Source organism: Nocardia sp. Tas62D01 (assembly GCF_055232035.1).
Genome location: NZ_JBUYUZ010000001.1, coordinates 7,454,190 through 7,480,479, shown reverse-complemented (window position 1 = coordinate 7,480,479; position 26,290 = coordinate 7,454,190). Strand labels below are relative to the sequence as shown.

The window sequence follows — 26,290 nt, the reverse complement described above, 5'->3', positions numbered from 1 at the left end:
CGGAGCCGGGCATTATCCGGGTATTCCCCGATCCCGGCATCACTCCAGCGAGGGAGACGAAATCCCCACTGGAGGTGATGATCTCGTAGGTACCGGTTTCTACGATGGCAGCGTGACTGATGCCGGGCATGTCGTTCGCTTCCGCCTGCCCCTCGTCGCGGGGCTGTGTGCTTTGTTCGCGTGGGCTGGGATCGCACCCGCGTTCGCCGATAGCCCGTCCTCCGGCGCGGATGTCTCGATCGCGCAGAGCCTCGGTGACCGTGAGCTCACGATCGTGCTGCGCCGCGTGACGGCCGTTCCCGGCCCGCTCCGTGTGGATGTCCTCACCCACGCCGGTACTGCCGAGGGTCGACTCACGCTGGAGGCCACACCGACCGGAACGACGTCGGCGGCTTCGACACTGCCCGCCCCAGGGGCGCCCACCACCCGTGCCGATGTCGAACTCGGCCGCACACCGGGGATGTACTCCGCCACCCTCACCATGGACCGGCCCGGTCCCTGGGAACTGGCCATCGGCGACGGCACACGAGTAGCGCGGATCCCGTTCGTCGTACCCAAACAGGTCACCTCACCACCCGAACGCCTTGTCTACGGCGGATTCCTCGCGGCGGGAGTGCTATTACCCGTCTCGGTACTCATAGCCACCCGCGCCCGACACCACGCATGGGCGCTACTACCCGCCGCAGGCATGGTGGCAGGCGTAGCCGCCGCAGTCACCGCCGCAGTCCTCTCGGCGTCACTACCGCTACCCCCACAACCCGGCAACCAACTCGACCCCACCATCGACAACATCACCAACCCCTACACCGTGAACCAACCATTGATCTCGGACTTCTCCCGCCCCCCGGCCATGCTCACCATCGAGGGCCCACCCCTGACCGCCGGACAACCCGGCGACCTCGGTCTCGCCCTCATCGACGCGGCCACCGGCGCGCCCGTCGACGACCTGATGATCCACGACAGCGCCCTCATACACCTACTGATCATCAGCCCGACCGGCCGACTGTCGCACCTACACCCCATCCGGACCACACCCGGCCATTACCAGGTCCATCTCACATCACCCGAACCCGGACAACACGCCCTGTCCGCGGAGTTGGTCCGTCGCGGCGGCGGAGTCCAAACGATCCGCGCGGCAACCGGTTTCACTGTCCTACCCGCGGATTCGACAGGGGCTGCTCCGGTGTCGGCGGTCAGCCCGGTGCGCCTCGGCGGTGGCCTCACTACCACGTCGACCGTTGTCGACACCAACCCCATCACCGTGACGACAACCCCCGCGGTCGCCGGGACACCCATCACCATCACCGCCGGAGTCGGCCACACCGCCGACCTACAACCCTGGCTCGGCATGGTCGGACACCTGATCGTGGCCGGTCCGCTACACGACACCGGTGATGCCGATATCGGTGCAGCCGTACAGAACTCACCCATCTGGGGCCACGCCCACTCAATGGGCACAATGTCGATGCCCGGCATGGCAGACATGCCGAGCACGAGCAACACGCCAGGCACAAGCAGCACACCAGGGATGGCCGACATGCCAGGCATGACCAGTACAGCCGACAAACGCACGAACGCCATGCTCATGCCACCCGTCAACGGCGAAAGCGCCCCCGACGAGACCGTCACCGCCTACGGACCCGACGTACCGTTCACCTACACCTTCCCCGTCGCGGGCCGCTACCGACTCTGGATCCAGTTCGAACGGCACTACACCGTGTCGACCCTTCCCGTCGTACTCGACGTCGCGGCGCCCCCGGGGGTACATCAGTGACCGAAACCCGCACGCCCACAACCGATCGTCGCCCGCGCCGCGCGCTCGCCGTCGGCATCGTCGTCGCCGCGATCGCGCCCGCCGCTATCGTCTGGCTGATGTGGCCCAGCCCCTCCGGCCCACTCGAACTGCATTCCGGTACACCCCGCCACATCGTCACCGTCACCATCGACAGCCCCCGACTCGGCGACACCGACATCGACATCCTCGTCACCGACCGTACCGGTAACCCGATAAACCAAGCGACGGTGCAGGTTCAAGCGATCGAACCACTCATGGGCTACGCCGGGCAGCCCGGCATGAGTGTCGCCACCGGACCCGGTCACTACCGCACCACGGCCGTCCCGTTTATGATGACCGGCCCCTGGCAGCTTCGACTATCCATCGACGCTCGCGACGGCATCGACCAACTCACCCTGCCACTCTGGGTCGGCGGCTGACACTGGGTTACCGCACACGCATCAGAAGATCGTCGCAGCAGGACCGAAGAAAGGACCGCCGTCATGACCACCCCCGCACCGCCCGACGCGACCGCAGGCCGCGCCGGACCAACGACAGACACCACCCCGGCACCCGTATCCGACAGCGGTATCGCCGCCCGCGTCGGCGCCTGGGTCGTGCTGCTCGGCACCGCGGTCACCACGCTGGGCCTGAGCTGGGATATCCAGTGGCACATCGAAGTCGGCCCCGACACCTTCTTCACCCTCCCCCATCTATTCCTGTACTCCGGTAGCGCGATATCGGGGTTCGCCAGCCTCGCCATGGTGCTCATCGCCACCTCCGCCCAACGCGCCGGACGACCCCTACCCTGGCTAGGTGGCACACCCATCCGCGTGTTCGGCGGTAACCTCACCGCCCCACTCGGCTACATGATCGCCGGAGCGGGCGCAGCATCGTTCCTGCTCTATGGCCTATTCGATCTGCAATGGCACTCGATCTACGGCTTCGACGCGGTACTGAACACGCCCTCGCACGTTGCCCTGTTCCTGTCGATCACACTCACCATGATCGGCAGCATCATCGTCTTCGCCGCCCACCGCGACCAACTGTGGAGCCGGGTCGGCATGGTGCTCGCGATCCCGATCCTGATCACCTTCGCGCCGATTCCGACCAACGCCTTGAACAACCTGCAGTTGCCCGTCGACCCGACCATCCTCGGCCTCGTCCTGTTCGCGCCGATGCTGCTGATCATCGGTGCCGCGATCCTGTCCCGTGCCGGCGCGGCCGTCGCCATCGCGGCAGCGCTCGGCGTCATGCAGGGGTTCCTGTGGTGGTTCTCGCCGTGGGCCGCCGAAACCTACGCCTCGGCGATCGGGCTCCCCCTGCGGGACGGGCTCCGGTCCGGACCACCGGACCTGCCCGGCATCATGCCCATGTTCCTGATCGTCGCGGCCGTCGCCGTCGAGGGACTGTTCTGGCTGGCACGGACCCGCGGTTACGACGCCAAGAAGATCGTGCTGCTGGCGGGCGCGGTGGCCGGTGTGGTTGTGGCCGTGACCTTTCCGCTGCAAATGAACCTCACCAATGCCAGGTCGCACATCCCGTTCAGCGACATCGCGGCGATCACGATCCTCGGGATTCCGGTTGGGCTGCTGGCAGGTTTCCTCGGTGGCCGGTTCACCAGCATGCTGCTCGCACTCGCCCCCGCGAAGGACGTTCGATGACCCTGCGCCGACTGACCTTCACCATGCTGGCGACAATCGCGCTGTCGCTCGTCGCCGTCGCTCCCGCGTCCGCCTACGCACCGGTGGACATCGTGCACACCGAGCGCGTCCAGGCGGGCCCGTACGCCATCACCGTCGGGTTCTCCACCTGGCCGATCCGCGCCATGAAGTCACTCGACTTCACCTTCATGCCCGATGGCGGCATCGCCGACAAATCCGGGACGCTGCGGGTGGTAGGCCCCCGGGTCAAAGCCGGGCGGCAGGCCGGACCGCTCGTGCGCCATCCCCGCAAGCGCGACTCCTGGGGCCTGGACATCAAGGCGTTGAACAACCCTGGCACCTACAGCATGGTCTTCACCATCGACGGCCCACTCGGACACGGCCAGGGGAGCTTGGACGGCCTACAGGTACTCGACCAGCCCGGACCGCCACTGCCGCTGAGCTGGACGATCGCCTCGCTGCCGCTGCTCGCCCTCGTCGTATTCTTGGTGGTGGCCTGGCGGCGCACCAAGCCTGGCCGCCGACCACTGACCGTCTGAACCCGGTCCGTCACAGCGATGGCAGGAGCAGCTCGGGGTAGCGCTGGCACGACCACCGGCAGGGGCTGGCGCTACCTCGAATTCGGGTGCGGGAGGCATAGACGCGCCGAGGCCGGATTCCCATCGTGATGGCTACTGTGCGATCGACGGTGATCGCCGCGTCGATCGTCATACTCGCGGTCGTCGCTGGATCGCTTGCCGGAGCGGGCATGTCGGGGACGACGCCGATCTCGCCGATCGAACCCTTCGCGATCTGGAGTTCGCCGCGGGAAACCACGAGTTCGATTGTCTCGCCGCCACTTTCGAAGCGCATAGTCATGTCGGTCGCATGTTCCGGCCGGAATCTGGCCCGCAGCGGATGCACCAGCCACCGAGCCTGAAACACGTCATCGGTCTGCCGTTCACCCAGCAATTGGATGCCCCACACCGTCAGTGCCCGCAGCACCGGTTCCAGCTCTCGCCCGAGAGCTCAACGCTACCCGCGAGGTTCTTTGAATTCCCAAGTTCACGACGGGCGTTTCGAGGCAACCGTCGCGAGTCGCCCGATGGCCCAAGCCACCAGGACGGCGGCGAGGAACGACAGCAGCGACGCGCTCATCCACGCCTGCTTGGTGAAGTGCAGCGTCTCCTGGATGTTCACCCAGAAGTTCGTCCAGACTCCGGCGTCGCCCGGGTTGATGAGTTGGTAGACCGAGAGGCCGACCAGCCAGGCGACGATCATCCCCCAGCGCGACGGTGCGCTCTCCGTGGTGTCCCACTCGCCCTTCGCGCGCAGAAAGAAATCGGCGACCAGGACGCCGAGCAGCGGCACGAACACCGAGCCGATCAGGCCGAGGAAGCCGAAGTAGTTCTCCATCTTCAGGCGCAGTGCGAGCAGGGTGATCAGGGTGCCGAGGCCGATCGACAGGATGCGGCGGTCGATGCGCGGCGCGAGGTTCTGGATCGAGACGGCCGTGGAGTAGACATTGGCGAAGGACTGGTCAGCCTCGCGGAACACGAAGATGAAGAAGAAGACCGCGCCAAGGCTGACCTGAAGGAACGGCGAGTACTGGCCGCCGTCGCCGGTAGCGAGCGCCAGCGCGAACAGGCCGAGCACGTAGGCGACGATCTGGGTGACGGCATAGGCCCCGCTGGCCGCGCCGAATGCCGCGCGGGTGCTGCGGGAGTGGCGGGTGTAATCGGCGGCGACCGGCACCCAGGAGATCGAGACGGCCAGTGCCGCGTCGGTGGCGATCCAGAATAGGTTCCAGTCGACGCCGAACGGGCCGCCGCCCTTCGGGCCGGGGTTGGTGGTCAGGTCGGGCAGACCCTTGTGCAGGAACTGGATGTAGAACCAGACCAGGGCGATGACCACACCGACCGTCACGAACCGGCGCAGCAAGCGCACCGAGCCAAGCGGCCAGATCGTCAGGGCCGTCGTCAACATACCCGCGGCCACCACGTAGAGCCAGTGCGGACCACCGCCGAACAGCTCGTCGGCCGCATTGCCGATGACGATCAATTCGAAAGTGCCCCAACCGATCAGCTGCGCGATATTGAGAACGGTCGGCACATAGCTGAGCTTCGCGCCGAACAATCCACGCAGCAGCACCATCGCGGGCTTGCCGGTCTTCGCACCAGGGACGGCCGCGAGGCCGAGCATGAGGCCGCCGACAACCGTCCCGAGGATCATCGCGATGATGCCCGCGGCAATGGAGATCTGCGGGGCATAGTCGGTGTTGGGGGCCAGCACGGTGTAGGCGCCGGAGAAGGCGATGAGGCTGACGCCGAGGTTGGCCCAGAAGGCGCTCTGATCCCAGAACGACAGCACCTTCGGGGCGGGCTCGTCGAGGGTCAGCGGCGCCTCGTACCGATCGGAACTTTCCAGGGTCGGTGAGGACATGCCTGCAGCACTACTCCCTACGCCGGCATTACCCGGACAGGTTCATGCGGTCGGCGAAACTTAGGGTCGCCCTCTCAGCCCGGCCTTGCCCGAGCTCCCGCGGTGGGGTTATTCGGGCAAAGCGTACACCTGGTCCCGCTAGAGCTACCCACCATGTGAGTTCTCGTTTCCTCGACGGCACTCATCGGCTGCGGACAGGACGGTACGTTCATGCTCGGACCCAGCCACTGGGCGGTCGCGGTGATCGGCGCGATGGTGTTGCTGTGCGGGTCGACCGCCTGCGCGTCCGATGCGAAACACGACGGCGCCGGCGCATCGACTCCGGCGCAGCAGGTTCCCCTGGCGACGTCGTGTCGACGACCCGGTCGCGCAGATGTCGACCGAGGAGACGGCCGCCTATCTGAAACGGAAGATCGACACCCCGGTGCACAACGGCATCGATGTCTATCGGGCCGTGTACCGGACGGTCGGGCTCGATGGCGGACCGACGACTGCCAGCGGGCTTATCGTGTTGCTGCGCACCGATTCCCGTCGCCTGTGTGTGGTCAGTTATGAGCACGGAACGTTGGTGCTCGAGAGCGACGCGCCGTCGGTCAACGGTCAAACCCGCCCCGACCAGGCCCGCACCATCATATTCGCCGCGGCGGGCTATGCGGCGTCGCGCCGGACTTCCTGGGGCTCGGCGAAGGACCCGGTTTCCATCCATATACTCACGCACCGACAGAGGTCAGCGCCTCGGTCGATCTACTGCGTGCCGCCCGAACGGTCGCGGGCCGACAGGAGCGCGAATTCGATACCGACATCCTGGTCACCGGCTTTTCCCAGGGTGGTGAGGTGCCCACCGACCGCCGCGATACACCGAACATCTCGGCAGCCTCGCCGTAGCTGTGCACCCGTTCCGACTCCAACGCGGCCACCACCCGCAACCGCACCACCTCCTGCGCCGCGGGCGACAACCGCCGCAGGTCCCGATCGCTCACACACCCTCAACGACCAAGGCAATCAAGAAGTTTCAGTTCAATACCTGGTGTAATGCCTCGGCCAGCGTCATGAACTCGTGATCGCCTGCGTGCTCACCGGTCGCGGCCCGATATTGGGCCAGTAGCCGTTGGGCTTCGCCATGCCAGTCGACGAGTAGTCGCCGCATCGCGGGATCGGTGAAGATCAGCCAGATAATGTTGCGTTCGTTGTCGGCCAGTTTGTCCGGCGCACCGATCAGCCCGGCCTCGGCCCGGTTCCAAGCGAGTAGGTCCCATCGCGGACTGAGCACGTAGGCCGGATTCGGATCGAGCTCGTCGAGCAGCCGAGACAGTACTTCGCTGACCGGGGATTGGTAGCGGCTCGCGCCGGACCCGCGGCCGGCCACCGCCGGTTCTGAAGCCGGTGAGTGGTGTGCGGCTGGCGGATGCGGTGCGGATCTATCTGGCGACGATCACCGGCCAACACCCGCGCAACGTCGAACCAGAGCCGATTGTAGTCCCGCCGCCGCGTCGCGATCTCCGCGGCAACGTCTTGCGCCGCCTGGAGGTACGCCGAATTGCCCAGGATATGGCCTACTGTGGTGGCGGCCGTCAGGATGCCCACGTTCCGATGCTGTCCATGATTCGCTCGATCAGGTCGTCGGAGACGGTGCCGGCCTGCACGCAGGTGTAATGCAAGATCGGTCCTACCAGCAGGGCGAACGCGTCCTCTGGAGCTACCGCGGTGTCGAGTTCGCTCTCGGTGGCGGCCAACGTGAGGGCGTCGCGTATCCGGTTGGTGACCGTGGCGCCGAATCTGTCGCGTATCACGGTCTGCGGGGTGCGGACGGCGCCGGTCATGAAGACCAGTGCGACAGCGGCCACCTGGGGCAGTGCCATCTCGTCGGCCAGGACCCGCAACTGCCCGCGCAACCAGGGGCGAACCGGAGTGACCGGCTCGCGGAAGAACGGCAGGTCCACACTGTCCATCGCATCCAGCAGCAAAAGCTCGGGCCGGGGCCAGTGCCGGTAAACCGTGGCCCGCCCCACCTCGGCCTGTAGGGCGACGCGTTGGTGGGTGACTGCGGCGGGGCCCTCCCGCAGCAGCAGCACTCGGGCGGCGGCCAATATCGCCTTTCGGCTCCGGACCATCCGGGGATCGACAGAGGCGTTCACCGCACGGATTCTACGACCAGACGCCAACTATGAGACATCTTGACTCATAGTTGCGGAAGATGAGAGTATCTGCTTCAAGCTCGGGCGTGGCCTCTGCCGCGGCACTGCCAATTTCAGAAGGGTTCCGGCATGGCTTTTGTGATCGAGGACAGCGTGGACATCGACGCCTCCGCCGAGGTGGTGTGGCAGGTGCTCACCGACTTCGGGCGATACGGGGAATGGAATCAGTTCTGCATGGAATGCCACACCACCCTCGAACCGGGCGCACCAATCGTCATGCGGGAGCGACTGGTGGCCGGGCGGGAGATGGTGCAGCGGGAGGTGATTCGCTCGCATACGCCGGGCATCGAGTTCAGCCACACGATGAAGCCGGTGCCCCTGGGTGCGCTGCACAGTCTGCGCTCGCACACGGTGACCCCGCTCGGCGCCGGACGTTGCCGCTACGACTCGTATTTCGAACTCGACGGCTGGCTGCGTCCGGTGACCGCCGGACTGCTCGGCTCGGCCTTCACACGCGGTTTCGGTACAATGACGGCCGGCCTCGTGCAGCGCGCCGAACGGCTGGCCTGAACCGGCATCGGCGTCCGGAAGGAGCCGGGCGTTCTGAGTCGTGCCGGCGTGTGAGCTGAATCGACGCGCACCGGCCACATCGGTGCCAGCACATCACCGCAGCAGCGATTCCTCGCTGGTCCGCCGCCTGGAACTCGCCAACGCCCGCAACCAGGAACTGGCCCAGGACAACCAGCGGTTACGTCGGCAACTCGCCCAGGCTCTCGGGCAGCTACGGTATGCGGGCATTCGCCCCGCCCCGGAAACCGCCGAGCCTCCACCAACCCGCAGCCGACATCGCATTTCCGTAACGATCGGGCCCTGCTGACCAACCGTCTTCACGCGAGCATCTGTTCGTCACCGACACCGTCTCCGACGAACAGGGCCAGGTCAGCAGTCCACGACCGCGGATGGCTCTAGATAACGAGCGCAAACGCCACATCGCCACCGACACTTCCGGGCTGCTGCTGGCGGTCGTGGTGTCCGCCGCCTCGATCCAGGACCGCGACGCCGCACACCGGCTGCTGACCGCGCTGCGGGCTCGCTTTGCCACTGTCTTGCTGGTGTTCACCGACGGTGGCTACGCCGGGCGACTGATCGTATGGGCGAAATCCGTTCTGACACTGACTGTTCAGATCGTCAAACGCACCGATACCACGACCGGATTCCAGGTCCTTCTCCGGGACGTACTCGCTGGTCCGGCCCCGGATCGTGGCGCAAGATCCTGGTGGTGAAGGACCGGCCGGGCAAGCTGGTGCGCCGCCACCTGGAGGTGTGCGTGTTCTCCTACCTCGCCTCCGAGCTGCGGTCGTCTCCGGCGCCGCCGGGGCGACCTCGGGACCCTGCGTCCACTTCTGAAGATCAACGCGCAGAGATCATCTGAGCTCGCCGCCCCGTGGGCAAACGCCCTGAAATGCCGAGTTCGGGGCGATTGCGGGAGTGTGGACACGATCTCGGCTACACCGATGACTTTCGGGTGAATCTGTCGTCGATACCTCTGGGTATACCGACAGACAGGAGTACAGGCATGACGAGACAGTTTCGATTGGGCATGACCTCGGTGCGGGCGAACGGTGTGGATCTCGGCATCGAGAGCTTCGGCCGCGAGGACGATCCGCTGGTCCTGCTGGTCGGCGGCACAACGATGTTGTCCTGGCCCGACGCGCTGTGCGAGCGGCTCGCGTCGGGCGGGCGGCGCGTCGTGCGCTACGACCTGCGTGACTCCGGCGCGTCGACGACCCTCGACCCGGAGAACCCGGCGTACGACCTGCGGGATCTCGTCGCCGACGCGGCCGCGCTGGTCGAGGTGCTCGGTGCCGGGACCGCCCACCTCGGTGGAGTCGGCGTCGGTGGGATGGTCGCTCAGGTCGCCGCGCTGGACCACCCGGACGTGTTCTCCGCACTGACCCTCGTCGGCACCCGGCCGGTGGCGCCGGGCACGGTCGACGAGGACCTGCCGGACCACGACCCCGCGGTCATGGTCGCGCTGTTCTCCCACCCGCTGCCGGACTGGACCGACCGGGACGCTGTCGCGGGATTCGCCGCCTCGGGGGCTGAGCCGATGGGCAACGATCCGGAGGACTGGCGACGGCAGCCCGAATCTGGGACCGGACGCGGTCGAGCGATCCCGCGGTGCACCAGGCGAACCAGCTCGGGATGGTGTTCTCCCGGATCGACTGCGCCCCGCGCTGGCGGGGCCGGCTCGGTGAGCTTGACGTGCCCACACTCGTCGTGCACGGTCGCGCCGACCCGTTCTTCCCCATCGGCAACGGCGAGGTCCTCGCCGCCGAAATCCCTGGGGCGCGACTGCTCGTCCTCGACGACATGGGTACCGCTCTGCGCCACGCCGCGGCCGACCAGGTCGCTGCCGCCATGCTCACCCTGTAACCGCCTGGGGCTGGGGGCATCCTGAGCTGTTCGAAACGGCTACAGCTGGATGTCAAGCAGGACAGTGACGTCAGATATCAGAACAGTGTGTCGCGCATTCGTAAGGGCCGATAGCCGGTCGGCCCGTGCTGGGCCAGCTCGGCGTCGATGTCGACCTCGATCGCGCCGAAGAAGTTGATGTTCTCCGAGTGGGCCGGAGACACGTGGGCCAGCACCTCGTCGTCCACCCGGCGGCCCTCACGCCGCATCTGCTCCACAGCGAGTCCGAAATACTCTGTCGTCCAAGCGATTACCGCATTGGTGGCCAAGGTCAAGCACCACATTTGTTCGGCCTGATCCTCCGGGTGCCGCGCCCGGATCATGCCCTCGTGGGCGTAGAGCAGGTCGCGTTTGAGCGCGTGGACCGACTCGCCCCTGTTCAGTTGGCGAGCGATCTTGCGCCGATAGTCCGGATCCGAGAGATAGCGTGCGGCGTAGATCGTACGGCGAAGCGCCCCATACTCTTTCAACGCCGCAGCGAGGGCGTTCTGCCGCCCCGACGCCGACAGCTTCCCGACCAGCAGGGACGCGGTCGCGTGCCCGAACTTCAGCGATCCGGTCAGACGAAGTAGATCGTCGTAGTGCTCGGCGATGAGGTCGAGATTCAGTTTGCGGGTCAACAGCGGTCCGGCGCACGGGAACTGCGACTCGATCTGCGAGCGCGACCCTGGCCGGTACAGGGTGATCTTGCCCAGATCCCGGATGCGGGGCGAGAGCTGCATGCCGAGCAGGTCGAACAACGCGAAGTTGACCAGGGTCACCCCGTGGGTGTCGGTCGCGTGCTCGGTGATCGGCAGATCCTTGGCGTTGCCCAGGATCTCGTCCAGCACGTAGTGCGCCTCGCGCCGCGTCGTGACGATCACCTTGGTGCCGTAAGTGGTGTGCTGATCGGTGACGTGGGTGTAGGTCGACAAGCCCTGGTCGGCGAAGAAATGCGGGACCGTGCGGGCGGTGGTCGACTTGCCGCGGGTCGGGAACCGCTGCCCGTCGCTGGACGATAGTGTGCCGCCACCGAAAGTCGCGGTGAGCGGCAGCCTTTGGTGGTAGTCGGTGATCGCCAGGTTCGCCGCACGTAGCGTCTCCTCCCGCACATACCATTCCTCGGTCCACCGCAGAATGTCGTAGGAGATGCCGCACGCGTCGGCCATGCTGGCCAGCCCGAGGTTGGTCGCATTGGCCAAAAGGACCGCGATCAAATTGCGTTTCAAATCGGAGCTGCGGGCCTGCTTGCCGGTGGCGTGGGTGAAACAGTCCAGGTAGCCGGTGCGTTTGTCCAGCTCGATCAGCAGCGACACGATCGGCGCGAACGGCAGCATCTCGGTCAGCTCCGCCTTGAGTTCGGCCGCCTCGGCCGGCACATCCTCGGCGGTCAGCGGTGAGATCACCAGGTCACCCTCCTCATCGAGACGGACCGGGCCATCACCGTCGGCCAGTACCTTCTCCAGCTCACCGACCGACTCGTGCAGTTCATCGACCGCGTCCGCCAGCGCGCGGGCCGGATCAGCGGATTTGCCTACCAGACGGCAGAATTCAGCCCGCTGGGGCTCCCACTGCTCCGGGGTGAGCAGATACGCCGCCGGATCGGCGTAGCGGCGCGAACCGGGCACGAACACGTCCCCGGTGCGCAGCCCGTCACGCAAGCCGAGCAGCACGCACAGCTCCCAATAGTGCCGGTAGGCGGTGGGATTGCCGGAGCGGCGGGCCTCCTCGAGGTAGCCGCGCCACTTGGTCGGCACGAACCCGGTCGGAGCCTCGTCGAACACCTTGCGGCGGCCGGTGGCGTTCAGCTCGCGCAGCATGGCCACCGCGGTCAGCAGATCGGTCGCCGCGGTGCCGCCGGCGAACCCGACGCTCGACAGCACGTGCGGGGTGAACTGCCTCAAATAACTGTAGGAGGTATTCAGGGCGGCCAGATGCCCGTGATCACGCGGAAGGCGGGGTTTGGCCTGCGCGATCGCCGCCCGCAACCGTTCCCACCCGATCCGGTCCCCGCGGATCAGGCCGCCGATCGGGCAGCAAGGTGATCAGCTCGGTGTAGCAAACCCGCGCGCTGTTGGTGACCTGGTAGACGTAGGGCAGCACGTCACTGCCCGCCGGGGGTCGACGGCGCGGGGTGGCGTTCGAGGACGCGGTAGACGATGGCGCGGCTGACGGAGAAGAGCTCGGCGAGGTCGGCGATGGTGTGCTCGCCGGACTGGTGCTGCTGGACCAGGTGGCGCTGCTGGCGGGCGGTGAGCTTGGACTGCTTCCCCTTGAGCTTGCCCTTGGCCCGCGCCACCACCATGCCTTCGCGGGTGCGCACGTGCAGGAGGTCGACCTCGAACTCGGCGAAGGTGGCCAGGATGTTGAAGAACATCTTGCCCATCGGGTCGGCGGGGTCGTAGAGGGTGCCGCCGAGCGAGAGCTTGACGCCGATGTCGCGGGCGTCGGGTGCCGAGCGTACCAGACGGTCGAGCTTGGGGACGACGAGGGTGTCGCCGGCGCGGTGGAGTGACCCAATAGGTCCCGCAGCACCAGCAGCGGATCGGCCTTCGCTGCCTGGGAAGGTCTTCATCCAAATGGGTATCGAGACCCGTAGGAACAGCTCGAATGTCAAAGGTAAATCGCCCAGCTGGCAACATATTCCCACTGCTGGGATTGGCGTTTGGCAGCGGCTGCGAGAATTGGTCGCGAGGCTGGCTCCCTTCGGCTCCGTAACTACGTCACCCAGCGTAAAGGCATGTTGTCGACGATGGCACCCCCGAACAATCAGCCAGTGCATCGGGCGTACCAAATCAACGCGGTGACGAGCGACTGTCCGCACGAATGTCGGCTGGACTCTGCCACAACGTATCTGAGCGCCGACGTCAACAGCTCCAGCTATCAGTGGACCGATCTCAGGGTTGTCGGTGTGTCGTGCTGAATCCTTGGTCCACTTACGAGAACGAGTCGCTATGTTGGGCCCTCGAGTTCCCGGTCGATCATGCGGTCGAGCGGCTTCAACACTGGCAGCGGCAGGTGCTGGTATCCGGTGCCCGACACCGCATATACCAAGTGCGGGGCTGTAACCAGCTCGGGTATCGCGACGGCCGCGATGGATTCGTGGCCGACTTCCTTGACCGGCACCCGGAACGGTTGCGCCGGGCGTTGCCGTACGAGGAGCTGATCCCTGGCGTCATCTTCAACGAGGGTCTTTGGCTCGACGTCTCCACCACCGTCGCGGTCGACCTCGCCGAGGGACGAGTCCTCGAGATCGACACGGGCAACATGTCGTCGCTGACGACCCTGCCCTCGATCGTCACCCACCGCTACGACACCACCATCCCGCCGCTGGAGATCCGGGGCCGACAGCTGCTCGACGACGAGGGCCGGGGTGGGCCGTACCAGTGTGAGGTGGTTCCGTTGGGCAACATCTGGTTCCCGTGGACCCGCGCTCCCTACAACCTGCTGTGGGTAGATGACGACTTTCTCGACAACCGGCACCTGGCGTCGCACCATTCCACCCGGCTGAACCGCTTCCTCGGGGAAGTCCGCGCGGCGACCAACGCCGCGGGCGGCCGCTGGCTGGGCGCACAGGATGTCCAACCGTCGGTGGCCTTCCAGATCGACGACCTAGGCGTGCTGCTGGATGCCACGCACCCGCTGGACTGCTACTGGGATGCGCCGGCGACAGCCGACCCCATCGATGCAGTCCGAGTGGGCCTCTCCTGGTTCGCTGGCCACCCCCCACCAACGGGTCGCCAGGCGGTCGTCCGGACCACACTGACCGCGGACAGCACCTGGTACGACGCCTCGACGGAGGAGCTCCTCGCGACACTGACCGTAGCCCCGGCGCTGCGCGATCATGACTGGACAGCACCGAGCGGGATCGCGAAGATCGCGCTGACGAACGTCCGCGGTGAGCATCTGCTGGGCCGTCGACGGCTCGCAGCCGAGCAACTGCGCACAACCCGCTGAAAACAGCAGGGCACGCCGTGGCCCGGCAACAGAATCCGATCCCGTCGTCATCGAGACCTCGCACATCCACGCGCTCGAAGTGTTTGCCGACGGCACGCGCATCGGCGTGGCGCGAGATACCCTCCCAAACATGTCGCAGCCATCCACACCCTCACTCGGCGGCTGGCCCGCGACAGCGGGCCAGCAGAATGAGTTCTCAGATGATCTCTCAGAGCTAGCCCCGAGCTAGCCCGGCTTGCGTCCGACGACGAACACCCGCCGGAACGGCAGCCAGGTGGTGTCGTCGAGCTGGCGCGGGTACGCCGCGCGGAGTAGCGGAGCGAGCTGGGCGCGGAACTCCTCCCATTCGCCGTCGTCGAGGGCGTCGCGCACGGGGCGCAGGGCGGTTCCGGTGATCCACTCGAGTACCGGATCTTCGCCGGAAAGTCGCTGGAGGTAGGTGGTTTCCCAGGCATCGACTTCGCATCCGGCGGTGGTGAGTAGCTGGGCGTATCCGCTGGGGTCGAGTACGGCGCCCGGTTCGAGAATGCCTGCGGGGGCGAGCTTGTCGCGCCATTCGTCGCGGGCCGCGACCTGGCGGATGGTGCGGTGGGAGAGCGCGTCGAAGTTACCCGGTACCTGGAAGGCGAGCCAGGCTCCGATCGGCAGCAGGGTTACCCATTCGGGCAGCAGCGCGGTGTGGGTCGGCACCCAGTGCAGGACCGCATTGCAGATGACGACATCCGTGTCGGGGCTGGGTTTCCAGTCTTCGACCTCGCCGAGGTCCGCGTCGACACCGCGATCCCTGGCCGCGGCAACCATTTCCGGCGATGAGTCCAATGCCTGGATCGCCGCGGCGGGCCAGCGCTCGGCCAGGGCCGTGGTGAGATGCCCTGGCCCACAGCCGAGATCGACAACGCGGCGGGGTTTTTCGGCTCCTACCCGATTCAGCAGGTCGAAGAACGGCCGCGACCGGTGATCGTCGAAGGCCAGATACTTCTTGGGATCCCACATCGGATGCTCCAAGTCCTCGAATTGCAACAAACCGTACGTGCGTACTTTATTGTACCGATTGTAGAGGCTGCAAGGGCTATTGTGGGCTACGGATTCCGCTATGTGGGATCGGTGTTACCGCCGGAACTCTTCGACCGGCCGGAACTCGGCATTGCGGCCGCCGACTTCATTGCGGTACCACGCTTCTCGTCGTCGCCGCTGCACTCGATCGACGACATCGTCGACACCGGGGATGGTTCGACGCAGGGTTTCCACCGCGAAGATGACCGGCGCCTGGATGATCGGGTGGAGCACCCACGGGAAGCGGAAAGCGGCATATCGTGCCGGGCGTAGGTGGCGGGCGGTAGCCAGAGCGCGGTGTACCCGATCTGGGCGCGATAGTTGAGCTCGTCGCGACGTCGTTTGCGCCATGGCGTTCCCGGCTTCGCTTCGAACGCGGGTAGGTAGGACTCGACCAGCTCGACCCCGTCCGGACCCGCGGTGTGCGCCCGCTTGACGAACGCGGCGAACATCAACTGCACCGATTCCCGGAAACGCGCGGATACCAGTCGGGTTGCACACCGAGCAGGTGTCCGATGTAGCGCCAGAAGTGCAGCGTGGCTTCGATTTCGCAAATCGTGGTCTGGTATCCGGCCGCGCACGCCGGTATGAGCATCGGCTCGCTGTATCGATACTTCGCCGACAAGGACGAAATCGTCGGTGTGCTGCGCAACCGTTTCGACGCGGGCCCGGGCGTGTTCCCCGGCGGCGAGCACCGCGCGCGGCGACGGCAGGACTGCGGCGCCCGCCTCGGTCAGCCGGACGCGGCGGGGTGAGCGCGGCGACGCCCAGCTCGCGTTCCCGGCGGCCGATTGCTGGCTGACCACGGACTACACGATCATGAGCCGGTCGTCGGGCCGCCCGAAGTGACTGACGAAGTTCCACGACCTCAGCACGCGCTACGACGGGACATCGTCACGCTACCGGCCGAGCCGGGCCGATTCCGAGGTGGTTTTCTCATGATCAAACGCGATCGAGGTCACTATTTCGACGTGATCTCGCCCACATAACGTAACAATAACTGCCAAGTCGAATATGTAATTTCTTCGACTTGAGCGGGCGGAATGTCAACAGCCTCGCCGTCCACTTGAGGCAATTCGGACGTTATCGCAACGTGATCTGTCGATACTTCTCCGTTACCGTCGTCGGTGTCGGCCCGGATCGACGTCCAGGCTGAACTCGAATCGCCGAACACCGGCAACCCTGCCCCACGGTTCGAGGATCCCCGACATTCCTGGGGGCAGGGACCCGGACCAGCTTCCCGGGCCGGCAGGGCGCAGGCAGGGAATTCATATATGACTCAGCACCGCAAGTTCACCAACCGTACCCTCGGCGTCGCCGCCGTCGTCGGCGCGCTCGTCGCCTTCCCGTTCAGCGTCTCCACCGCCACCGCGTCCGCCGCGGGCGGCCACAACTGGGACGGCGTCGCGCAGTGCGAGAGCGGCGGCAACTGGAGTACCAACACCGGTAACGGCTTCTCCGGCGGCCTGCAGTTCACCCAGAGTACCTGGGAGGCCAACGGTGGCTCCGGCAGCCCGAGCAACGCCAGCCGGAACGAGCAGATCCGCGTCGCGGAGAACGTGCTCGCCACCCAGGGCCCCGGCGCCTGGCCGGTCTGCGGCGCCTACCTGTAAGGCTCCGACCTCCGGAAAACAGCATCCAGAACGGCCCTGTCGCGCGGACTGCGCAGACAGGGCCGTTCTGCATCTTGATTCCCGGCTCCAACACTGATGGCATTACTAGAACCTGTTTCAGTGCGAGGAGGCACCCATGTTGTCGTTGCAGGAAATTTCGGATCGTTTGGAGATCCAGGATCTGATGGTCCGCTACTCACACGCGGTCGACACCAAGCAGTGGGACCTGCTCGATGACGTCTTCACCGCCGATGCCCTGATCGACTACTCCGCGATGGGCGGCGCCAATGGCGACCTCGCGTCGACGAAAGCCTTTCTCGCCCAAGTCATGCCGAACTTCCCGGCATTCCAACACCTGGTCAGCAACTCCTCGATCACCGTCGACGGCGACACCGCGACCGGCCGCACGATGTGCCACAACCCGATGCTCATAGCGAATGGCGACGGACAGCAAAGCGTCATGTTCTGCGGCCTCTGGTACCTGGATACCTTCGCCCGCGTCGACGGCCACTGGCGCATCAAGCAGCGCGTCGAGGAGAAGAGCTACATGTACCTCACACCCGCCACGCCGGGCATGGGCTAGCGGTCGCAGCGTTACGGATCAGGGACGACGGACAGGAATTGCCACGCGCGCGTTGCGGCTTGGAGATTGAATCGGATATTCACATCACGTAAGTCGAAGCCGGTGAGTTCGCGGATACGGCCGAGGCGATAGCGCACGGTGCTGCGATGGATGTGTAATGCGGCGGCGGAATCGTAATAGTTGCCGCCGCATTCGAGATACCGGGCCAAGGTGTACACGAGGTCCGAGTTCCGGGTGTCGTCGTAATCCAGGAGGGCACCGAGCCATTCGCGCATGAAGCCGTCGACCTGACCGGCGGCGTGCGCCGCGTCGACCAGACGATAGAAGCCGAGTTCGTCGAATGCCGTCGCGCCGTCCGGTATCCGCGACCGCAGCCGGATATGGACCGCACGGTGCGCGTCGGCGAACGATCGCGCGAAATCGCTCGGCTGCTCGCACCGGCCGCTGATGCCGATGGTTATCGGCGTCGCGTCGACGCGTTCGCGGATTGCGTGGTGGAAGGCGACCGGATCCGGTCTGCGGTCGGTGATCAGCACGACCGTGCCGCCGTGGCGGCCCTGGATGTATTGCAGACTCAGGGCCGACGCGGCGCGGCTCGCGGCCTCTGCGATCGCATCGTCGGCGCGGCCCGCGCTGTGCACCAGGACGACGTAGTGTGCTCCGCGCAGGTCGTGTCCCAACGCTTCTGCGCGGGCGTAGGCGCTGTCGTTGTCGGTGCCGGAGGCGAGATCGTCGACGAGCTCGCGACGTAGCCGCAGTTCGATCTCGGCGAGATTGCGTTGATGTGCGAGTTCGAGGGCGAGCATGGTGCTGCCGTACACCAGTGCGAACAGCTGAGCCTCGACCACTCGATGGTCCGGGTCGATCAGTGCGAGCGTGCCGAGGACCTCGGCACGTGGTTTCACCAGCATGATCACCCGATCGTGGACCCGCAGCGGCGCATTGTGGGTCGCGAGACGATGCAGCAGTTGATCACGCTGCTCCGGTGCGGCTTTGGGATAGGGTTCCGGTCGGCCGGGTCCAGACCAGGCCCGCAGATTGCCGAAGGGGTCCTCGACCGCGACGGGCAAATCGGTCAGCTGGGCGAGGGCGTCGGCGATACCCTGTTCGCCCTGTCCGTAGGCGGCGGCTCCCGCGAGCACCTCGTGCACCCGCGTCTGCCGTTCGAGGCGTAGCACCGTGGCGGCCAAGTGCTCGTTGATCTCGGTGAGCTCGGAAGCACGTTCGTGCGTGGTGGCATTGGCCAGCGCCGCACCGGTGAGCTGCGCCAGCACTTCCAGCAGCAATATCTCGTCCGGCCGCGGCGCGCGGTCGGAGCCGACAATGAGCGAACCGACCGCTCCGGACAAACTTCGCAGGGCGAACGCCCACCCCCACTTCTCGTCGGCCAGGTTCACGCTGCCCTCGCCGTCCTGGGCACTGACCTGCGCGTCCAGGCCGGGCTGTGCGGGTCGCGTCTGCGGGTACTGCAGGAATTCGCCGTCCACCCGGTGATAGCTCGCCAGCGTGCGACACGAGCCGAGGGACGGGACAGCCGCACCGGCTATTCGAAGTATTTCCACTTCTTCGTGCTCGCTCGACAGCGCCGCCGACAGCGCGCACAGCCCGTGCAGCGACGCCACTTGTGCGCGTGCCAAGCCGTCGGTGATTGGATAACTCAACAATTGCTGATTCATGGCGGGGTCTGGCCCATGGCAGCAGGGTTCGAGGCCGGACCCGGCGCCGCGGCGGCCACGGCCACGCCCACCCCGAAATTTTCGGCCGATCAACTCGCCGCCACGCGCACCGATCCACTTCGAATGACAACATCCAGGCGCGGATTAATTCTGCGGGCGTTCATCATTCACGGTACACCGATCACTCCGGCGTTTGCAGCCCATGACGAATATGCCCCATTGCTGCATCAAAGCAGCAGATGAAATATCTCGAATACCACAGACCATTCGGCGGTTCCCGGATTCTTGACCTTCGGTGCGATCGCGACGAACGTCTGCGCGAGCGCCACGCTCAGGCCACCGGCGATCAGCGGCAGCCGGCGCTCGGTGTCCTCCGAGAGGGCCAGGTCGAGGGGCGGGCGCGCGGCGAGTTGGTCGAGCAGCGGTTGCAGCTCGATCTCCTCATCCAGCTTCTCGAACCGATGGATGCTCTGCTGCAGTCCCGCGGTGATCGGCAGATCCCAGGGTTCGATCACATCGCGCGAGTTCGCCTTCGCCGACGCCTTGGCAACGACGAACAGGTCATAGATCTTGTCGTCGATGAATTCGGTGTAGCGCTTGAGATCATTGCGGTCCACCTGCAGCCCGGCCGCGGCACGGAAGAAACGCTGAAATTTGACAACGCCCATTACCGGCATTTCAGTCAGCTCCTTTCGAAGTATTCGTGAATATGGCGCACCGCCATCGCGCCTTCACCGACGGCGGACGCGACTCGTTTGACCGAGCCGCTACGGACATCGCCCACCGCGAAGACGCCAGGCCTGCTTGTTTCGAGCGGTAGCGGTCGGCGGCCGGAATCGCGCTGATCCTCGGCCGAGTACACCGCGTCCGGGCCGGTGCGGACGAAGCCGTGCGCGTCGAGCGCGACGGAGTCCGCCAACCACACGGTGCACGGCATGGCCCCGATGAAAACGAACAGGGCGCGCACCGCGAGCTTCTCCCGCTCCCCGGTGCGAGTGTTCTCGACCACGATTGCTTCGAGTTCGCTGACGCCGACTACCGCGCGCACCTCGGTGTTGCGGTGCACCGTCACACGCGGGTGCTGCTCGATCTGCTCGACCAGATACCGGGACATGCTCTTGCCGAGATCGCCATCCCGGATGAGTAGGTGCACGTGCTCGACGCGACCGGCGAGAAACACCGTTGCCTGCCCTGCGGAGTTACCGCCGCCGACGATCGCCACCGGGTCCACGCCGCACATCGACGCCTCCTGATGGGTCGCGGCGTAGTACACGCCGGTGCCTTCGAAGCGCTCGATCCCGGTCACGGCGAGTCTGCGATAGCGGGCGCCGGTGGCCACGACGACGGTGCGGCCGAGCAGCGCGCCGCCACCGGCCAGCCGCAGCAGATGGTGTCCATCCTCGGCTTCCAGCCCGACTACCTCCGCGGACACCAGCAACCGAGCACCGAACTTTCCGGCCTGGATGACCGCCCGCTCGGCCAGCTCGGTGCCGGAGATGCCCGCGGGAAAGCCCAGGTAGTTCTCGATGCGCGAGGAGGTGCCCGCCTGCCCACCCGCCGCAATCGCCTCCAGCACCGAGGTGTCGAGCCCGTCCGAGGCGCCGTACACCGAGGCGGCCAGACCAGCCGGGCCAGCACCCACCACGATGAGGTCGCACACCTCGCGCAGCGTGTCCGGCACCGGTAGGCCGATGAGGCGCCCCAATTCGGCATTCGTCGGATTGCGCAGCACCCGCTCGCCACGCCAGATGACGACCGGAGTGTCCTCGGGTGCGACACCGAGATCACGCAGGAGTTGTTCGGCCCGACTGTCGCGCTCGAGGTCGATCCAGGTGTGCGGCAATCGGTTTCGCACGGCGAACTCGCGTAGCCGCCGGGTGTCGGGCGAGTAGCAGGAACCGATGATTCGGAACCCGGAGACCATACCGGGCAGCCGGCAGCGGCGGATCAGATACGCGCGAAGAATGAGGTCGCTGAGCACCGGATCGTGTTCGACCAGCGCGCGTATCCGCTGGACCGGGACGACCAGCACCTCGCCGTCTTCGATCATCTCCGCGGTGTAGAACGCGACCTGACCTTCCAGCAGGCCCAGCTCGCCGAGGAATCGGCCGGGCCCGTGGATGCGCAGCACCCGGCGTTCCCCCGCATCGTCGTCGACGATCGCGACGGTGCCGGACAGGATCACGAAGAACTCGTCGCTCGGCTCGCCGGCGCGAACCAATGTCTCACCGGCGCGCACCGCTCGCCGGGCGCCGCCGACGGCGAGCGTCGCCACCTGCGCGTCCGACAATCGCGGAAACGCGCCGACATCGTCCGGGGTTTCGACGTTCATCAGACGAAGTTCTGGTGGACGTAGCACCAGCGCCAATTCTCGCCGGGTTCCATCGATTGGACGATGGGGTGGCCGGTCCCGGTGGCGTGCGCTCGCGCGTGCCGCATCGGGGACGAGTCACAGCAGCCGACGTGCCCGCAGGTCAGGCACAGCCGCAGATGCAGCCATGGCGTGCCGAGCTGAAGACACTCTTCGCAGCCCTGCGGTGTCCGCGGCGCCACCGGCCGGATCGCCGCGACGTGGGGATCGGTATAGATGGAGGTCATGCGGTCACCCCCTTATCCGCTCGATCGGAGAGGGCCTGGTCCAGCCACCTCCGCAGTTCCGGTACCGGAGCGGCGCCCGCCTGCCTCGCCAGCACCTCGCCGTGGTCGAGCACGAGCAAGGTCGGCACCGCCCGCACTACGAACCGCTCGGCGGTGCGGGGTGCGGCATCGACGTCGACCTTGACCAGCTTCAGCCGACCGGCACGTTCGGTCGCGAGCTGTTCGAGCGCCGGGCTGACCATCAGACAGGGCCGACACCAGGTCGCCCACAGGTCGACAAGGACCGGCACCGAAGACTTTTCGGTCACCTCGGTGAAGTCGTCGTCCCTCGCCGCGACGATCCACGGCAGCCGTTTGTGGCAGTTACCGCAGCGCGGTGTGCCCTCCGCCGCGGCCGGAACCCGGTTGAACGTCCCACAGTTGGGGCATTTGATCTTCGCGGTTTCCATGGTCGCACCTCGTTTTCATGCCGCGATCGCGGGCGCGGTGTACGCGACCGCGAGATCGTCACCGTCCACGGTGACAGTGACGGTGCCGCCCTGACCGATATCGCCGCGCACGAGCGCCCGGCCGATCTTCGTCTCGACTTCGTGCGCGATGTAGCGGCGCAACGGCCGCGCACCGTAGACTGGATCGAATCCGTGCTGGGCAATGAGCCTGCGCGCCTCCGGGGTGATGTCGAGCCTGATCTGCCGTTCCGCCAGGCGATGTCGGAGTTCTTCGAGTTGCAGCTCGACGATGTGCTCGATCTGCGGCAGCGTCAGCGGCGTGAACAGCACGATGTCGTCGACGCGGTTGAGGAACTCGGGGCGGAAGTGTCCCCGCAGCTCGGCGAGCACCCGATCCCGTGCGTCCGGCTTGATTTCGCCGTGGGCGGTGACACCGTCGAGTAGATGGTGGGAGCCGATATTCGAGGTCATGATGACCACGGTGTTGCGGAAATCGACCTGTCGGCCTTGCGAATCGGTGATCCGGCCGTCGTCGAGCACCTGCAACAGGGTATTGAACACGTCGGCGTGCGCCTTCTCGATCTCGTCGAACAGCACCACCGAGTACGGCTTACGGCGCACCGCCTCGGTGAGCTGCCCGCCCTCGTCATAACCGACGTAGCCGGGAGGCGCACCGATCAACCTGCTGACCGTATGCCGTTCCTGGTACTCGCTCATGTCCAGGCGCACCATATTGTCTTCGCTGTCGAAAAGCGCCGCGGCCAACGTCTTCGCGAGTTCCGTCTTGCCGACGCCGGTGGGTCCGAGGAAGATGAACGATCCGATCGGCCTGCGTGGATCGCGGATTCCCGACCGGGCCCGGATCACCGCGTCCGCGACAAGTTGCACCGCCTCCTCCTGCCCGACCACCCGCTCATGCAGGATTTCATCGAGCCGTAGCAACTTCTCCCGCTCGCCCTCTTGTAGCCGGGCCACCGGGATTCCGGTCCACGCGGCGACGATTTCGGCGATCTCGTCCTCGGTGACAACCTCGCGCAGCAGCGGCTGCTTGCCCTGCTTGGCCCGCAATTGTTCCTCTGCCGCTTGCAGATTGCGTTCCAGCTTGGTGATCTCGCCGTAGCGCAACTCGGCCGCGCGATTGAGGTCGTAATTGCGTTCGGCCTCTTCGGCTTCGTGGCGCAGCTGCTCGAGTTGTCCACGCAATTCCTGCACCCGCCGGATCGCCTGCCGTTCGGCCTCCCATTGGGCGTGCCTCGAGTCGGCCTCGGCCCGCAGATCGGCAAGTTCCTTTCGGAGCTCCTCGAGACGAGCCCTGCTTGCCGCGTCCGTCTCCTTGGACAGTGCCGCCTCTTCGATTTCCAGCCGGGTCACCTTCCTGGTGAGTTCATCGAGTTCCGCTGGCATCGAGTCGATTTCGGTGCGCAGCCGAGCACATGCCTCATCGACCAGGTCGATGGCCTTGTCCGGCAGGAAGCGGTCGGTGATGTAGCGATGCGACAGGGTCACGGCCGCCACCAGCGCGCCGTCCTGGATCTTCACGCCGTGGAAGACCTCGAGGCGTTCGCGCAGGCCTCGCAGGATGGACACCGCGTCCTCCACGCTGGGCTCGTCCACCAGCACAGTCTGGAATCGACGTTCCAGTGCCGCATCGGATTCGATGTGCTTGCGGTACTCGTCCAGAGTGGTGGCGCCGATCATGTGCAGCTCGCCGCGGGCGAGCATCGGCTTGAGCATATTGCCCGCGTCGAGGGATCCTTCACCGCCGACCGATCCCGCGCCGACCACGGTATGTAGCTCGTCGACGAAGAGCAGGATGCCGCCCTCGGCCGCCTTCACCTCCGACAGCACGGCTTGCAGCCGCTCCTCGAACTCGCCTCGATATTTCGCCCCCGCGACCAGCGAACCCATATCGAGGGAGAAGATCGTCTTGTCGCGCAGGCCTTCTGGCACATCGCCACGGACGATGCGCTGGGCCAGGCCCTCCACGATCGCGGTCTTGCCGACGCCGGGATCACCGATCAATACCGGATTGTTCTTGGTCTTCCTGCTCAAAATCTGTGTCACCCTGCGGATCTCGGCGTCTCGGCCGATGACCGGGTCCAGCTTGCCCGCGCGGGCTTCGGCGACGAGGTCACGGCCGTATTTCTCCAGTGCCTCGTAAGCGCCCTCCGGGGTCGCCGAGGTCACCCGCTGATTACCACGAACCGTGGTGAGCGCCTGCAGGAACGACTCTCTGGTGATGCCCTGACCCGCGAGGATCCGGCCCGCCACAGTGCCCGATCCCTCTTCGGCCAGCGCCATTACCAGGTGCTCCACCGAAACATAGGAGTCCTTGAGCCGCTTGGCCTCTCGTTCGGCCGATTCGAGCAGTGCCGCCAATCGCCGGGTGACCATCACCTGCCCCGGCGCGGCGCCCGGACCGCTGACCTTGGGCCGGCGGGCCAACTCGCGATTCAGGTCGGCGCGCAACGCGTCGAGATCCGCGCCCGCCTGGTCGAGCAGCCGGGGCACCAGCCCGTCGCGCTGGTCGATCAAGGCGAGCAGCAGATGCTCGCCGTCGACCTCGCTGTGCCCCAATCGCGTCGCCGCGTTCTGCGCTTCGCTCAAGGCTTCCCGAGACTTCTCCGTCAACTTGCTGGTGTCCATCGGGACGTCCTCCTTCGACGAGGATCGGCTTCGAGTTCTTCGATTCGGTCCAGCAGATCGAGCACCAACCCGATTGCCGCATAGTTCAATCCGAGCCCGGACCGCAAGCGCTGGATTCGGGCGACGACGGCCACCGCGGACGGTTCGAAGCGAAGTTCGGTACCTTCGCGGACACCGTCGAGCAGTCCGAGCGCGACCAATCTGCGCACCATGTCCGGATGCAGACCGGACCGCAGTGCGAACTCGTCGAGCCGCAGACCCGGTCGCCGCACGATCACGTATTGCGGTGTGGGCGCGCTCATTTCTCTCTCCTCGGATCGAAGGTCGATTCGGCGGCCAACTGCTCGAACAGCTGCCGTTCCCGCGCGGTCGGCTTCGACGGCACCATGACCTTGACCTCGGCATACAGGTTGCCGTTGGCGCCGCGGGCATTGGGCATGCCCGCGCCACGCAATCGCAGCTTGCGCCCGGTCGAGGAGCCCGGCGCCACTTTGACTTTCGCCTCGCCGCTCGGAGTCGGGACCGCGACGGTGGCGCCGAGCACCGCCTCCCACGGGGAGACTGCCAGGTCGACGTAGATGTCGCGGCCGACCAACCGGAAGCGCGGATGCGGCTTGATGTGCACGACCAGGTAGAGATCCCCGGCAGGCGCGTCGCCACTGCCCCTGCCGCCCTGCCCGGCCAACCGGATCCGCTGGCCGTCGATCACCCCGGCCGGGATATCAACGTCGTAGCTGCGCCCGTCGAGCCCGAGCTTGCGCTTGCCGCCGCGGTAGGCCTCCTCGACGGTCAGCTCCAGGACCACCTCCTGATCGGCACCCGGAATCGGTCCGTATCCGCCGCCACGGCCACCGAAGATATCGCCGAATATGTCGCCGAAGTCGACGTTGCCGTCGAAACCGCGACCGAAGTGCACGCGGGTCCCGCCACCGAAACCACCGCTGCCGCCACCGAAACCACCGCTGCCGCCACCGAAACCACCGCTGCGGCCACCGAATCCGCCGGTGGCCGCGCCGACCCGTTCGTCGTAGTCCTCCGGCACCCGCCGGAAGTCCTCACCGAAGCGGTCGTAGCGACTCCTCGTCGACGGATCGGACAGGACCTCGTACGCCTCGCTGACCTCCTTGAACCGATCCTCCGCCGCCGGATCGGAATTCACATCCGGGTGATATCGCCGCGCCAGCTTGCGATATGCCTGCTGAATCTGGTCCTTGTCGGCGTCGCGGGAAACCCCGAGGACCTCGTAGTAGTCGCGCGCCATCGACGC

At 66.2% G+C, this 26,290-nt stretch carries 27 protein-coding genes, 3 pseudogenes and 1 riboswitch; of the genes and pseudogenes, 14 read left to right on the top strand and 16 right to left on the bottom strand.

Annotated features, from left to right (window positions below):
- The first annotated feature begins 112 nt into the window (after positions 1-112).
- The 4 genes from ACV7NQ_RS35805 (at position 113) to ACV7NQ_RS35790 (ending at position 3,977) form a co-directional block, all read left to right on the top strand.
- The gene (locus ACV7NQ_RS35805) at positions 113-1,774 is read left to right on the top strand and encodes a hypothetical protein (protein WP_463363598.1); all 1,662 of its coding nucleotides are present in this window, start codon (positions 113-115) and stop codon (positions 1,772-1,774) included.
- Positions 1,771-2,214, top strand: a complete 444-nt coding sequence (locus tag ACV7NQ_RS35800) for a FixH family protein (protein ID WP_463363597.1) — start codon at positions 1,771-1,773, stop codon at positions 2,212-2,214. The genes ACV7NQ_RS35805 and ACV7NQ_RS35800 overlap by 4 nt, the downstream gene beginning before the upstream one ends.
- Before the next feature lie 63 nt (positions 2,215-2,277).
- Positions 2,278-3,438, top strand: a complete 1,161-nt coding sequence (locus tag ACV7NQ_RS35795) for a hypothetical protein (RefSeq protein WP_463363596.1) — start codon at positions 2,278-2,280, stop codon at positions 3,436-3,438.
- Positions 3,435-3,977 carry a hypothetical protein gene (locus ACV7NQ_RS35790; protein WP_463363595.1) on the top strand — a complete coding sequence of 181 codons (543 nt, stop codon included), beginning with the start codon at positions 3,435-3,437 and terminating at the stop codon, positions 3,975-3,977. The genes ACV7NQ_RS35795 and ACV7NQ_RS35790 overlap by 4 nt, the downstream gene beginning before the upstream one ends.
- Positions 3,978-3,987: 10 nt before the next feature.
- Here the strand turns inward: ACV7NQ_RS35790 and ACV7NQ_RS35785 are convergent, their stop codons facing one another.
- From ACV7NQ_RS35785 to ACV7NQ_RS35765, 5 genes are all read right to left on the bottom strand, one after another.
- The gene (locus ACV7NQ_RS35785; protein ID WP_463363594.1) at positions 3,988-4,422 is read right to left on the bottom strand and encodes a hypothetical protein; all 435 of its coding nucleotides are present in this window, start codon (positions 4,420-4,422) and stop codon (positions 3,988-3,990) included.
- A 60-nt stretch (positions 4,423-4,482) separates the two neighbouring features.
- Positions 4,483-5,859 (bottom strand): purine-cytosine permease family protein, encoded by a 1,377-nt coding sequence (locus tag ACV7NQ_RS35780; RefSeq protein ID WP_463363593.1) that lies wholly within the window; start codon positions 5,857-5,859, stop codon positions 4,483-4,485.
- Positions 5,855-5,970: riboswitch (TPP riboswitch) on the bottom strand. It overlaps the preceding gene by 5 nt.
- 599 nt (positions 5,971-6,569) lie before the next feature.
- Entirely contained in the window at positions 6,570-6,839 is a 270-nt protein-coding gene (locus ACV7NQ_RS35775) for a hypothetical protein (RefSeq protein WP_463363592.1), read from the bottom strand.
- A gap of 32 nt (positions 6,840-6,871) precedes the next feature.
- Complete coding sequence (locus ACV7NQ_RS35770) at positions 6,872-7,225, bottom strand: MmyB family transcriptional regulator (protein WP_463363591.1); 354 nt, start codon at positions 7,223-7,225, stop codon at positions 6,872-6,874.
- Between the two features lie 205 nt (positions 7,226-7,430).
- The gene (locus ACV7NQ_RS35765; RefSeq protein ID WP_463363590.1) at positions 7,431-7,994 is read right to left on the bottom strand and encodes a TetR/AcrR family transcriptional regulator; all 564 of its coding nucleotides are present in this window, start codon (positions 7,992-7,994) and stop codon (positions 7,431-7,433) included.
- Between the two features lie 129 nt (positions 7,995-8,123).
- On the opposite strand from ACV7NQ_RS35765, the gene ACV7NQ_RS35760 reads away from it, so the two are divergent.
- From ACV7NQ_RS35760 to ACV7NQ_RS35745, 4 genes and pseudogenes are all read left to right on the top strand, one after another.
- Positions 8,124-8,564 carry an SRPBCC family protein gene (locus ACV7NQ_RS35760; protein WP_463363589.1) on the top strand — a complete coding sequence of 147 codons (441 nt, stop codon included), beginning with the start codon at positions 8,124-8,126 and terminating at the stop codon, positions 8,562-8,564.
- Positions 8,565-8,646: 82 nt separating this feature from the next.
- Positions 8,647-8,871 (top strand): hypothetical protein, encoded by a 225-nt coding sequence (locus tag ACV7NQ_RS35755; protein ID WP_463363588.1) that lies wholly within the window; start codon positions 8,647-8,649, stop codon positions 8,869-8,871.
- A gap of 82 nt (positions 8,872-8,953) precedes the next feature.
- Positions 8,954-9,277 (top strand): transposase, encoded by a 324-nt coding sequence (locus ACV7NQ_RS35750; protein ID WP_463363587.1) that lies wholly within the window; start codon positions 8,954-8,956, stop codon positions 9,275-9,277.
- A 317-nt stretch (positions 9,278-9,594) separates the two neighbouring features.
- Positions 9,595-10,430: pseudogene (locus tag ACV7NQ_RS35745) on the top strand (alpha/beta fold hydrolase).
- Between the two features lie 77 nt (positions 10,431-10,507).
- Here the strand turns inward: ACV7NQ_RS35745 and ACV7NQ_RS35740 are convergent.
- Both ACV7NQ_RS35740 and ACV7NQ_RS35735 read right to left on the bottom strand, forming a co-directional pair.
- A pseudogene (locus ACV7NQ_RS35740) lies at positions 10,508-12,478 on the bottom strand (Tn3 family transposase); the annotation flags it as partial.
- 74 nt (positions 12,479-12,552) lie between these two features.
- Complete coding sequence (locus tag ACV7NQ_RS35735; protein WP_463363586.1) at positions 12,553-13,065, bottom strand: recombinase family protein; 513 nt, start codon at positions 13,063-13,065, stop codon at positions 12,553-12,555.
- Positions 13,066-13,550: 485 nt separating this feature from the next.
- On the opposite strand from ACV7NQ_RS35735, the gene ACV7NQ_RS35730 reads away from it, so the two are divergent.
- Positions 13,551-14,405 (top strand): hypothetical protein, encoded by an 855-nt coding sequence (locus ACV7NQ_RS35730; RefSeq protein WP_463363585.1) that lies wholly within the window; start codon positions 13,551-13,553, stop codon positions 14,403-14,405.
- A 225-nt stretch (positions 14,406-14,630) separates the two neighbouring features.
- On the opposite strand, the gene ACV7NQ_RS35725 is transcribed toward ACV7NQ_RS35730, so the two are convergent.
- Entirely contained in the window at positions 14,631-15,398 is a 768-nt protein-coding gene (locus ACV7NQ_RS35725) for a trans-aconitate 2-methyltransferase (protein ID WP_463363584.1), read from the bottom strand.
- 3 nt (positions 15,399-15,401) lie between these two features.
- Between ACV7NQ_RS35725 and ACV7NQ_RS35720 the strand changes: the two genes are divergently transcribed.
- The 4 genes and pseudogenes from ACV7NQ_RS35720 to ACV7NQ_RS35705 all read left to right on the top strand — a co-directional run bounded on the left by ACV7NQ_RS35720 (position 15,402) and on the right by ACV7NQ_RS35705 (position 17,654).
- Positions 15,402-15,731, top strand: a complete 330-nt coding sequence (locus tag ACV7NQ_RS35720) for a hypothetical protein (RefSeq protein WP_463363583.1) — start codon at positions 15,402-15,404, stop codon at positions 15,729-15,731.
- A 263-nt stretch (positions 15,732-15,994) separates the two neighbouring features.
- On the top strand, positions 15,995-16,213 hold the full coding sequence (locus tag ACV7NQ_RS35715) for a TetR family transcriptional regulator (protein ID WP_463363582.1): 219 nt from the start codon (positions 15,995-15,997) through the stop codon (positions 16,211-16,213).
- A gap of 519 nt (positions 16,214-16,732) precedes the next feature.
- Positions 16,733-17,068, top strand: a pseudogene (locus tag ACV7NQ_RS35710) (transglycosylase family protein); the annotation flags it as partial.
- A 139-nt stretch (positions 17,069-17,207) separates the two neighbouring features.
- Positions 17,208-17,654, top strand: coding sequence for a nuclear transport factor 2 family protein (locus ACV7NQ_RS35705; RefSeq protein WP_463363581.1), 447 nt, complete (start codon positions 17,208-17,210; stop codon positions 17,652-17,654).
- 11 nt (positions 17,655-17,665) lie between these two features.
- Here ACV7NQ_RS35705 and ACV7NQ_RS35700 read toward each other — a convergent pair whose 3' ends face one another.
- Entirely contained in the window at positions 17,666-19,315 is a 1,650-nt protein-coding gene (locus tag ACV7NQ_RS35700) for a PucR family transcriptional regulator (protein ID WP_463363580.1), read from the bottom strand.
- Between the two features lie 30 nt (positions 19,316-19,345).
- Here ACV7NQ_RS35700 and ACV7NQ_RS35695 point away from each other — a divergent pair, with 30 nt between their 5' ends.
- The gene (locus ACV7NQ_RS35695) at positions 19,346-19,573 is read left to right on the top strand and encodes a hypothetical protein (RefSeq protein ID WP_463363579.1); all 228 of its coding nucleotides are present in this window, start codon (positions 19,346-19,348) and stop codon (positions 19,571-19,573) included.
- Here the strand turns inward: ACV7NQ_RS35695 and ACV7NQ_RS35690 are convergent.
- The 7 genes from ACV7NQ_RS35690 to ACV7NQ_RS35660 are packed head-to-tail and all read right to left on the bottom strand — an operon-like array spanning position 19,558 to position 26,284.
- On the bottom strand, positions 19,558-19,998 hold the full coding sequence (locus ACV7NQ_RS35690) for a DUF1931 family protein (RefSeq protein ID WP_463363578.1): 441 nt from the start codon (positions 19,996-19,998) through the stop codon (positions 19,558-19,560). The two genes, ACV7NQ_RS35695 and ACV7NQ_RS35690, sit on opposite strands and share 16 nt — an antisense overlap.
- Before the next feature lie 14 nt (positions 19,999-20,012).
- On the bottom strand, positions 20,013-21,662 hold the full coding sequence (locus ACV7NQ_RS35685; RefSeq protein WP_463363577.1) for an FAD-dependent oxidoreductase: 1,650 nt from the start codon (positions 21,660-21,662) through the stop codon (positions 20,013-20,015).
- Entirely contained in the window at positions 21,662-21,928 is a 267-nt protein-coding gene (locus ACV7NQ_RS35680) for a UBP-type zinc finger domain-containing protein (RefSeq protein ID WP_463363576.1), read from the bottom strand. Before ACV7NQ_RS35680 ends, ACV7NQ_RS35685 begins: the two co-directional genes overlap by 1 nt.
- A complete protein-coding gene (locus ACV7NQ_RS35675) occupies positions 21,925-22,377 on the bottom strand; it encodes a thioredoxin family protein (protein WP_463363575.1) in 453 nt (150 codons plus the stop codon). Before ACV7NQ_RS35675 ends, ACV7NQ_RS35680 begins: the two co-directional genes overlap by 4 nt.
- Positions 22,378-22,392: 15 nt before the next feature.
- Complete coding sequence (clpB, locus tag ACV7NQ_RS35670; RefSeq protein ID WP_463363574.1) at positions 22,393-25,023, bottom strand: ATP-dependent chaperone ClpB; 2,631 nt, start codon at positions 25,021-25,023, stop codon at positions 22,393-22,395.
- Complete coding sequence (locus ACV7NQ_RS35665; RefSeq protein WP_463363573.1) at positions 25,005-25,325, bottom strand: chaperone modulator CbpM; 321 nt, start codon at positions 25,323-25,325, stop codon at positions 25,005-25,007. The genes clpB and ACV7NQ_RS35665 overlap by 19 nt, the downstream gene beginning before the upstream one ends.
- Entirely contained in the window at positions 25,322-26,284 is a 963-nt protein-coding gene (locus ACV7NQ_RS35660; protein ID WP_463363572.1) for a DnaJ C-terminal domain-containing protein, read from the bottom strand. The genes ACV7NQ_RS35665 and ACV7NQ_RS35660 overlap by 4 nt, the downstream gene beginning before the upstream one ends.
- Between the last annotated feature and the right edge of the window lie 6 nt (positions 26,285-26,290).

Excerpts from the sequence above, each read along its gene's own strand:
- ACV7NQ_RS35795 (WP_463363596.1), top strand. The coding sequence starts at position 2,278 with ATGACCACCCCCGCACCGCCCGACGCGACCGCAGGCCGCGCCGGACCA.
- ACV7NQ_RS35790 (WP_463363595.1), top strand. The coding sequence starts at position 3,435 with ATGACCCTGCGCCGACTGACCTTCACCATGCTGGCGACAATCGCGCTG.
- ACV7NQ_RS35780 (WP_463363593.1), bottom strand. The coding sequence starts at position 5,859 with ATGTCCTCACCGACCCTGGAAAGTTCCGATCGGTACGAGGCGCCGCTG.
- ACV7NQ_RS35760 (WP_463363589.1), top strand. The coding sequence starts at position 8,124 with ATGGCTTTTGTGATCGAGGACAGCGTGGACATCGACGCCTCCGCCGAG.
- ACV7NQ_RS35750 (WP_463363587.1), top strand. The coding sequence starts at position 8,954 with ATGGCTCTAGATAACGAGCGCAAACGCCACATCGCCACCGACACTTCC.
- ACV7NQ_RS35725 (WP_463363584.1), bottom strand. The coding sequence starts at position 15,398 with ATGTGGGATCCCAAGAAGTATCTGGCCTTCGACGATCACCGGTCGCGG.
- ACV7NQ_RS35720 (WP_463363583.1), top strand. The coding sequence starts at position 15,402 with ATGCTCCAAGTCCTCGAATTGCAACAAACCGTACGTGCGTACTTTATT.
- ACV7NQ_RS35705 (WP_463363581.1), top strand. The coding sequence starts at position 17,208 with ATGTTGTCGTTGCAGGAAATTTCGGATCGTTTGGAGATCCAGGATCTG.
- ACV7NQ_RS35695 (WP_463363579.1), top strand. The coding sequence starts at position 19,346 with ATGGCAGCAGGGTTCGAGGCCGGACCCGGCGCCGCGGCGGCCACGGCC.
- ACV7NQ_RS35690 (WP_463363578.1), bottom strand. The coding sequence starts at position 19,998 with ATGGGCGTTGTCAAATTTCAGCGTTTCTTCCGTGCCGCGGCCGGGCTG.
- ACV7NQ_RS35685 (WP_463363577.1), bottom strand. The coding sequence starts at position 21,662 with ATGAACGTCGAAACCCCGGACGATGTCGGCGCGTTTCCGCGATTGTCG.
- ACV7NQ_RS35680 (WP_463363576.1), bottom strand. The coding sequence starts at position 21,928 with ATGACCTCCATCTATACCGATCCCCACGTCGCGGCGATCCGGCCGGTG.
- ACV7NQ_RS35675 (WP_463363575.1), bottom strand. The coding sequence starts at position 22,377 with ATGGAAACCGCGAAGATCAAATGCCCCAACTGTGGGACGTTCAACCGG.
- clpB (WP_463363574.1), bottom strand. The coding sequence starts at position 25,023 with ATGGACACCAGCAAGTTGACGGAGAAGTCTCGGGAAGCCTTGAGCGAA.
- ACV7NQ_RS35665 (WP_463363573.1), bottom strand. The coding sequence starts at position 25,325 with ATGAGCGCGCCCACACCGCAATACGTGATCGTGCGGCGACCGGGTCTG.
- ACV7NQ_RS35660 (WP_463363572.1), bottom strand. The coding sequence starts at position 26,284 with ATGGCGCGCGACTACTACGAGGTCCTCGGGGTTTCCCGCGACGCCGAC.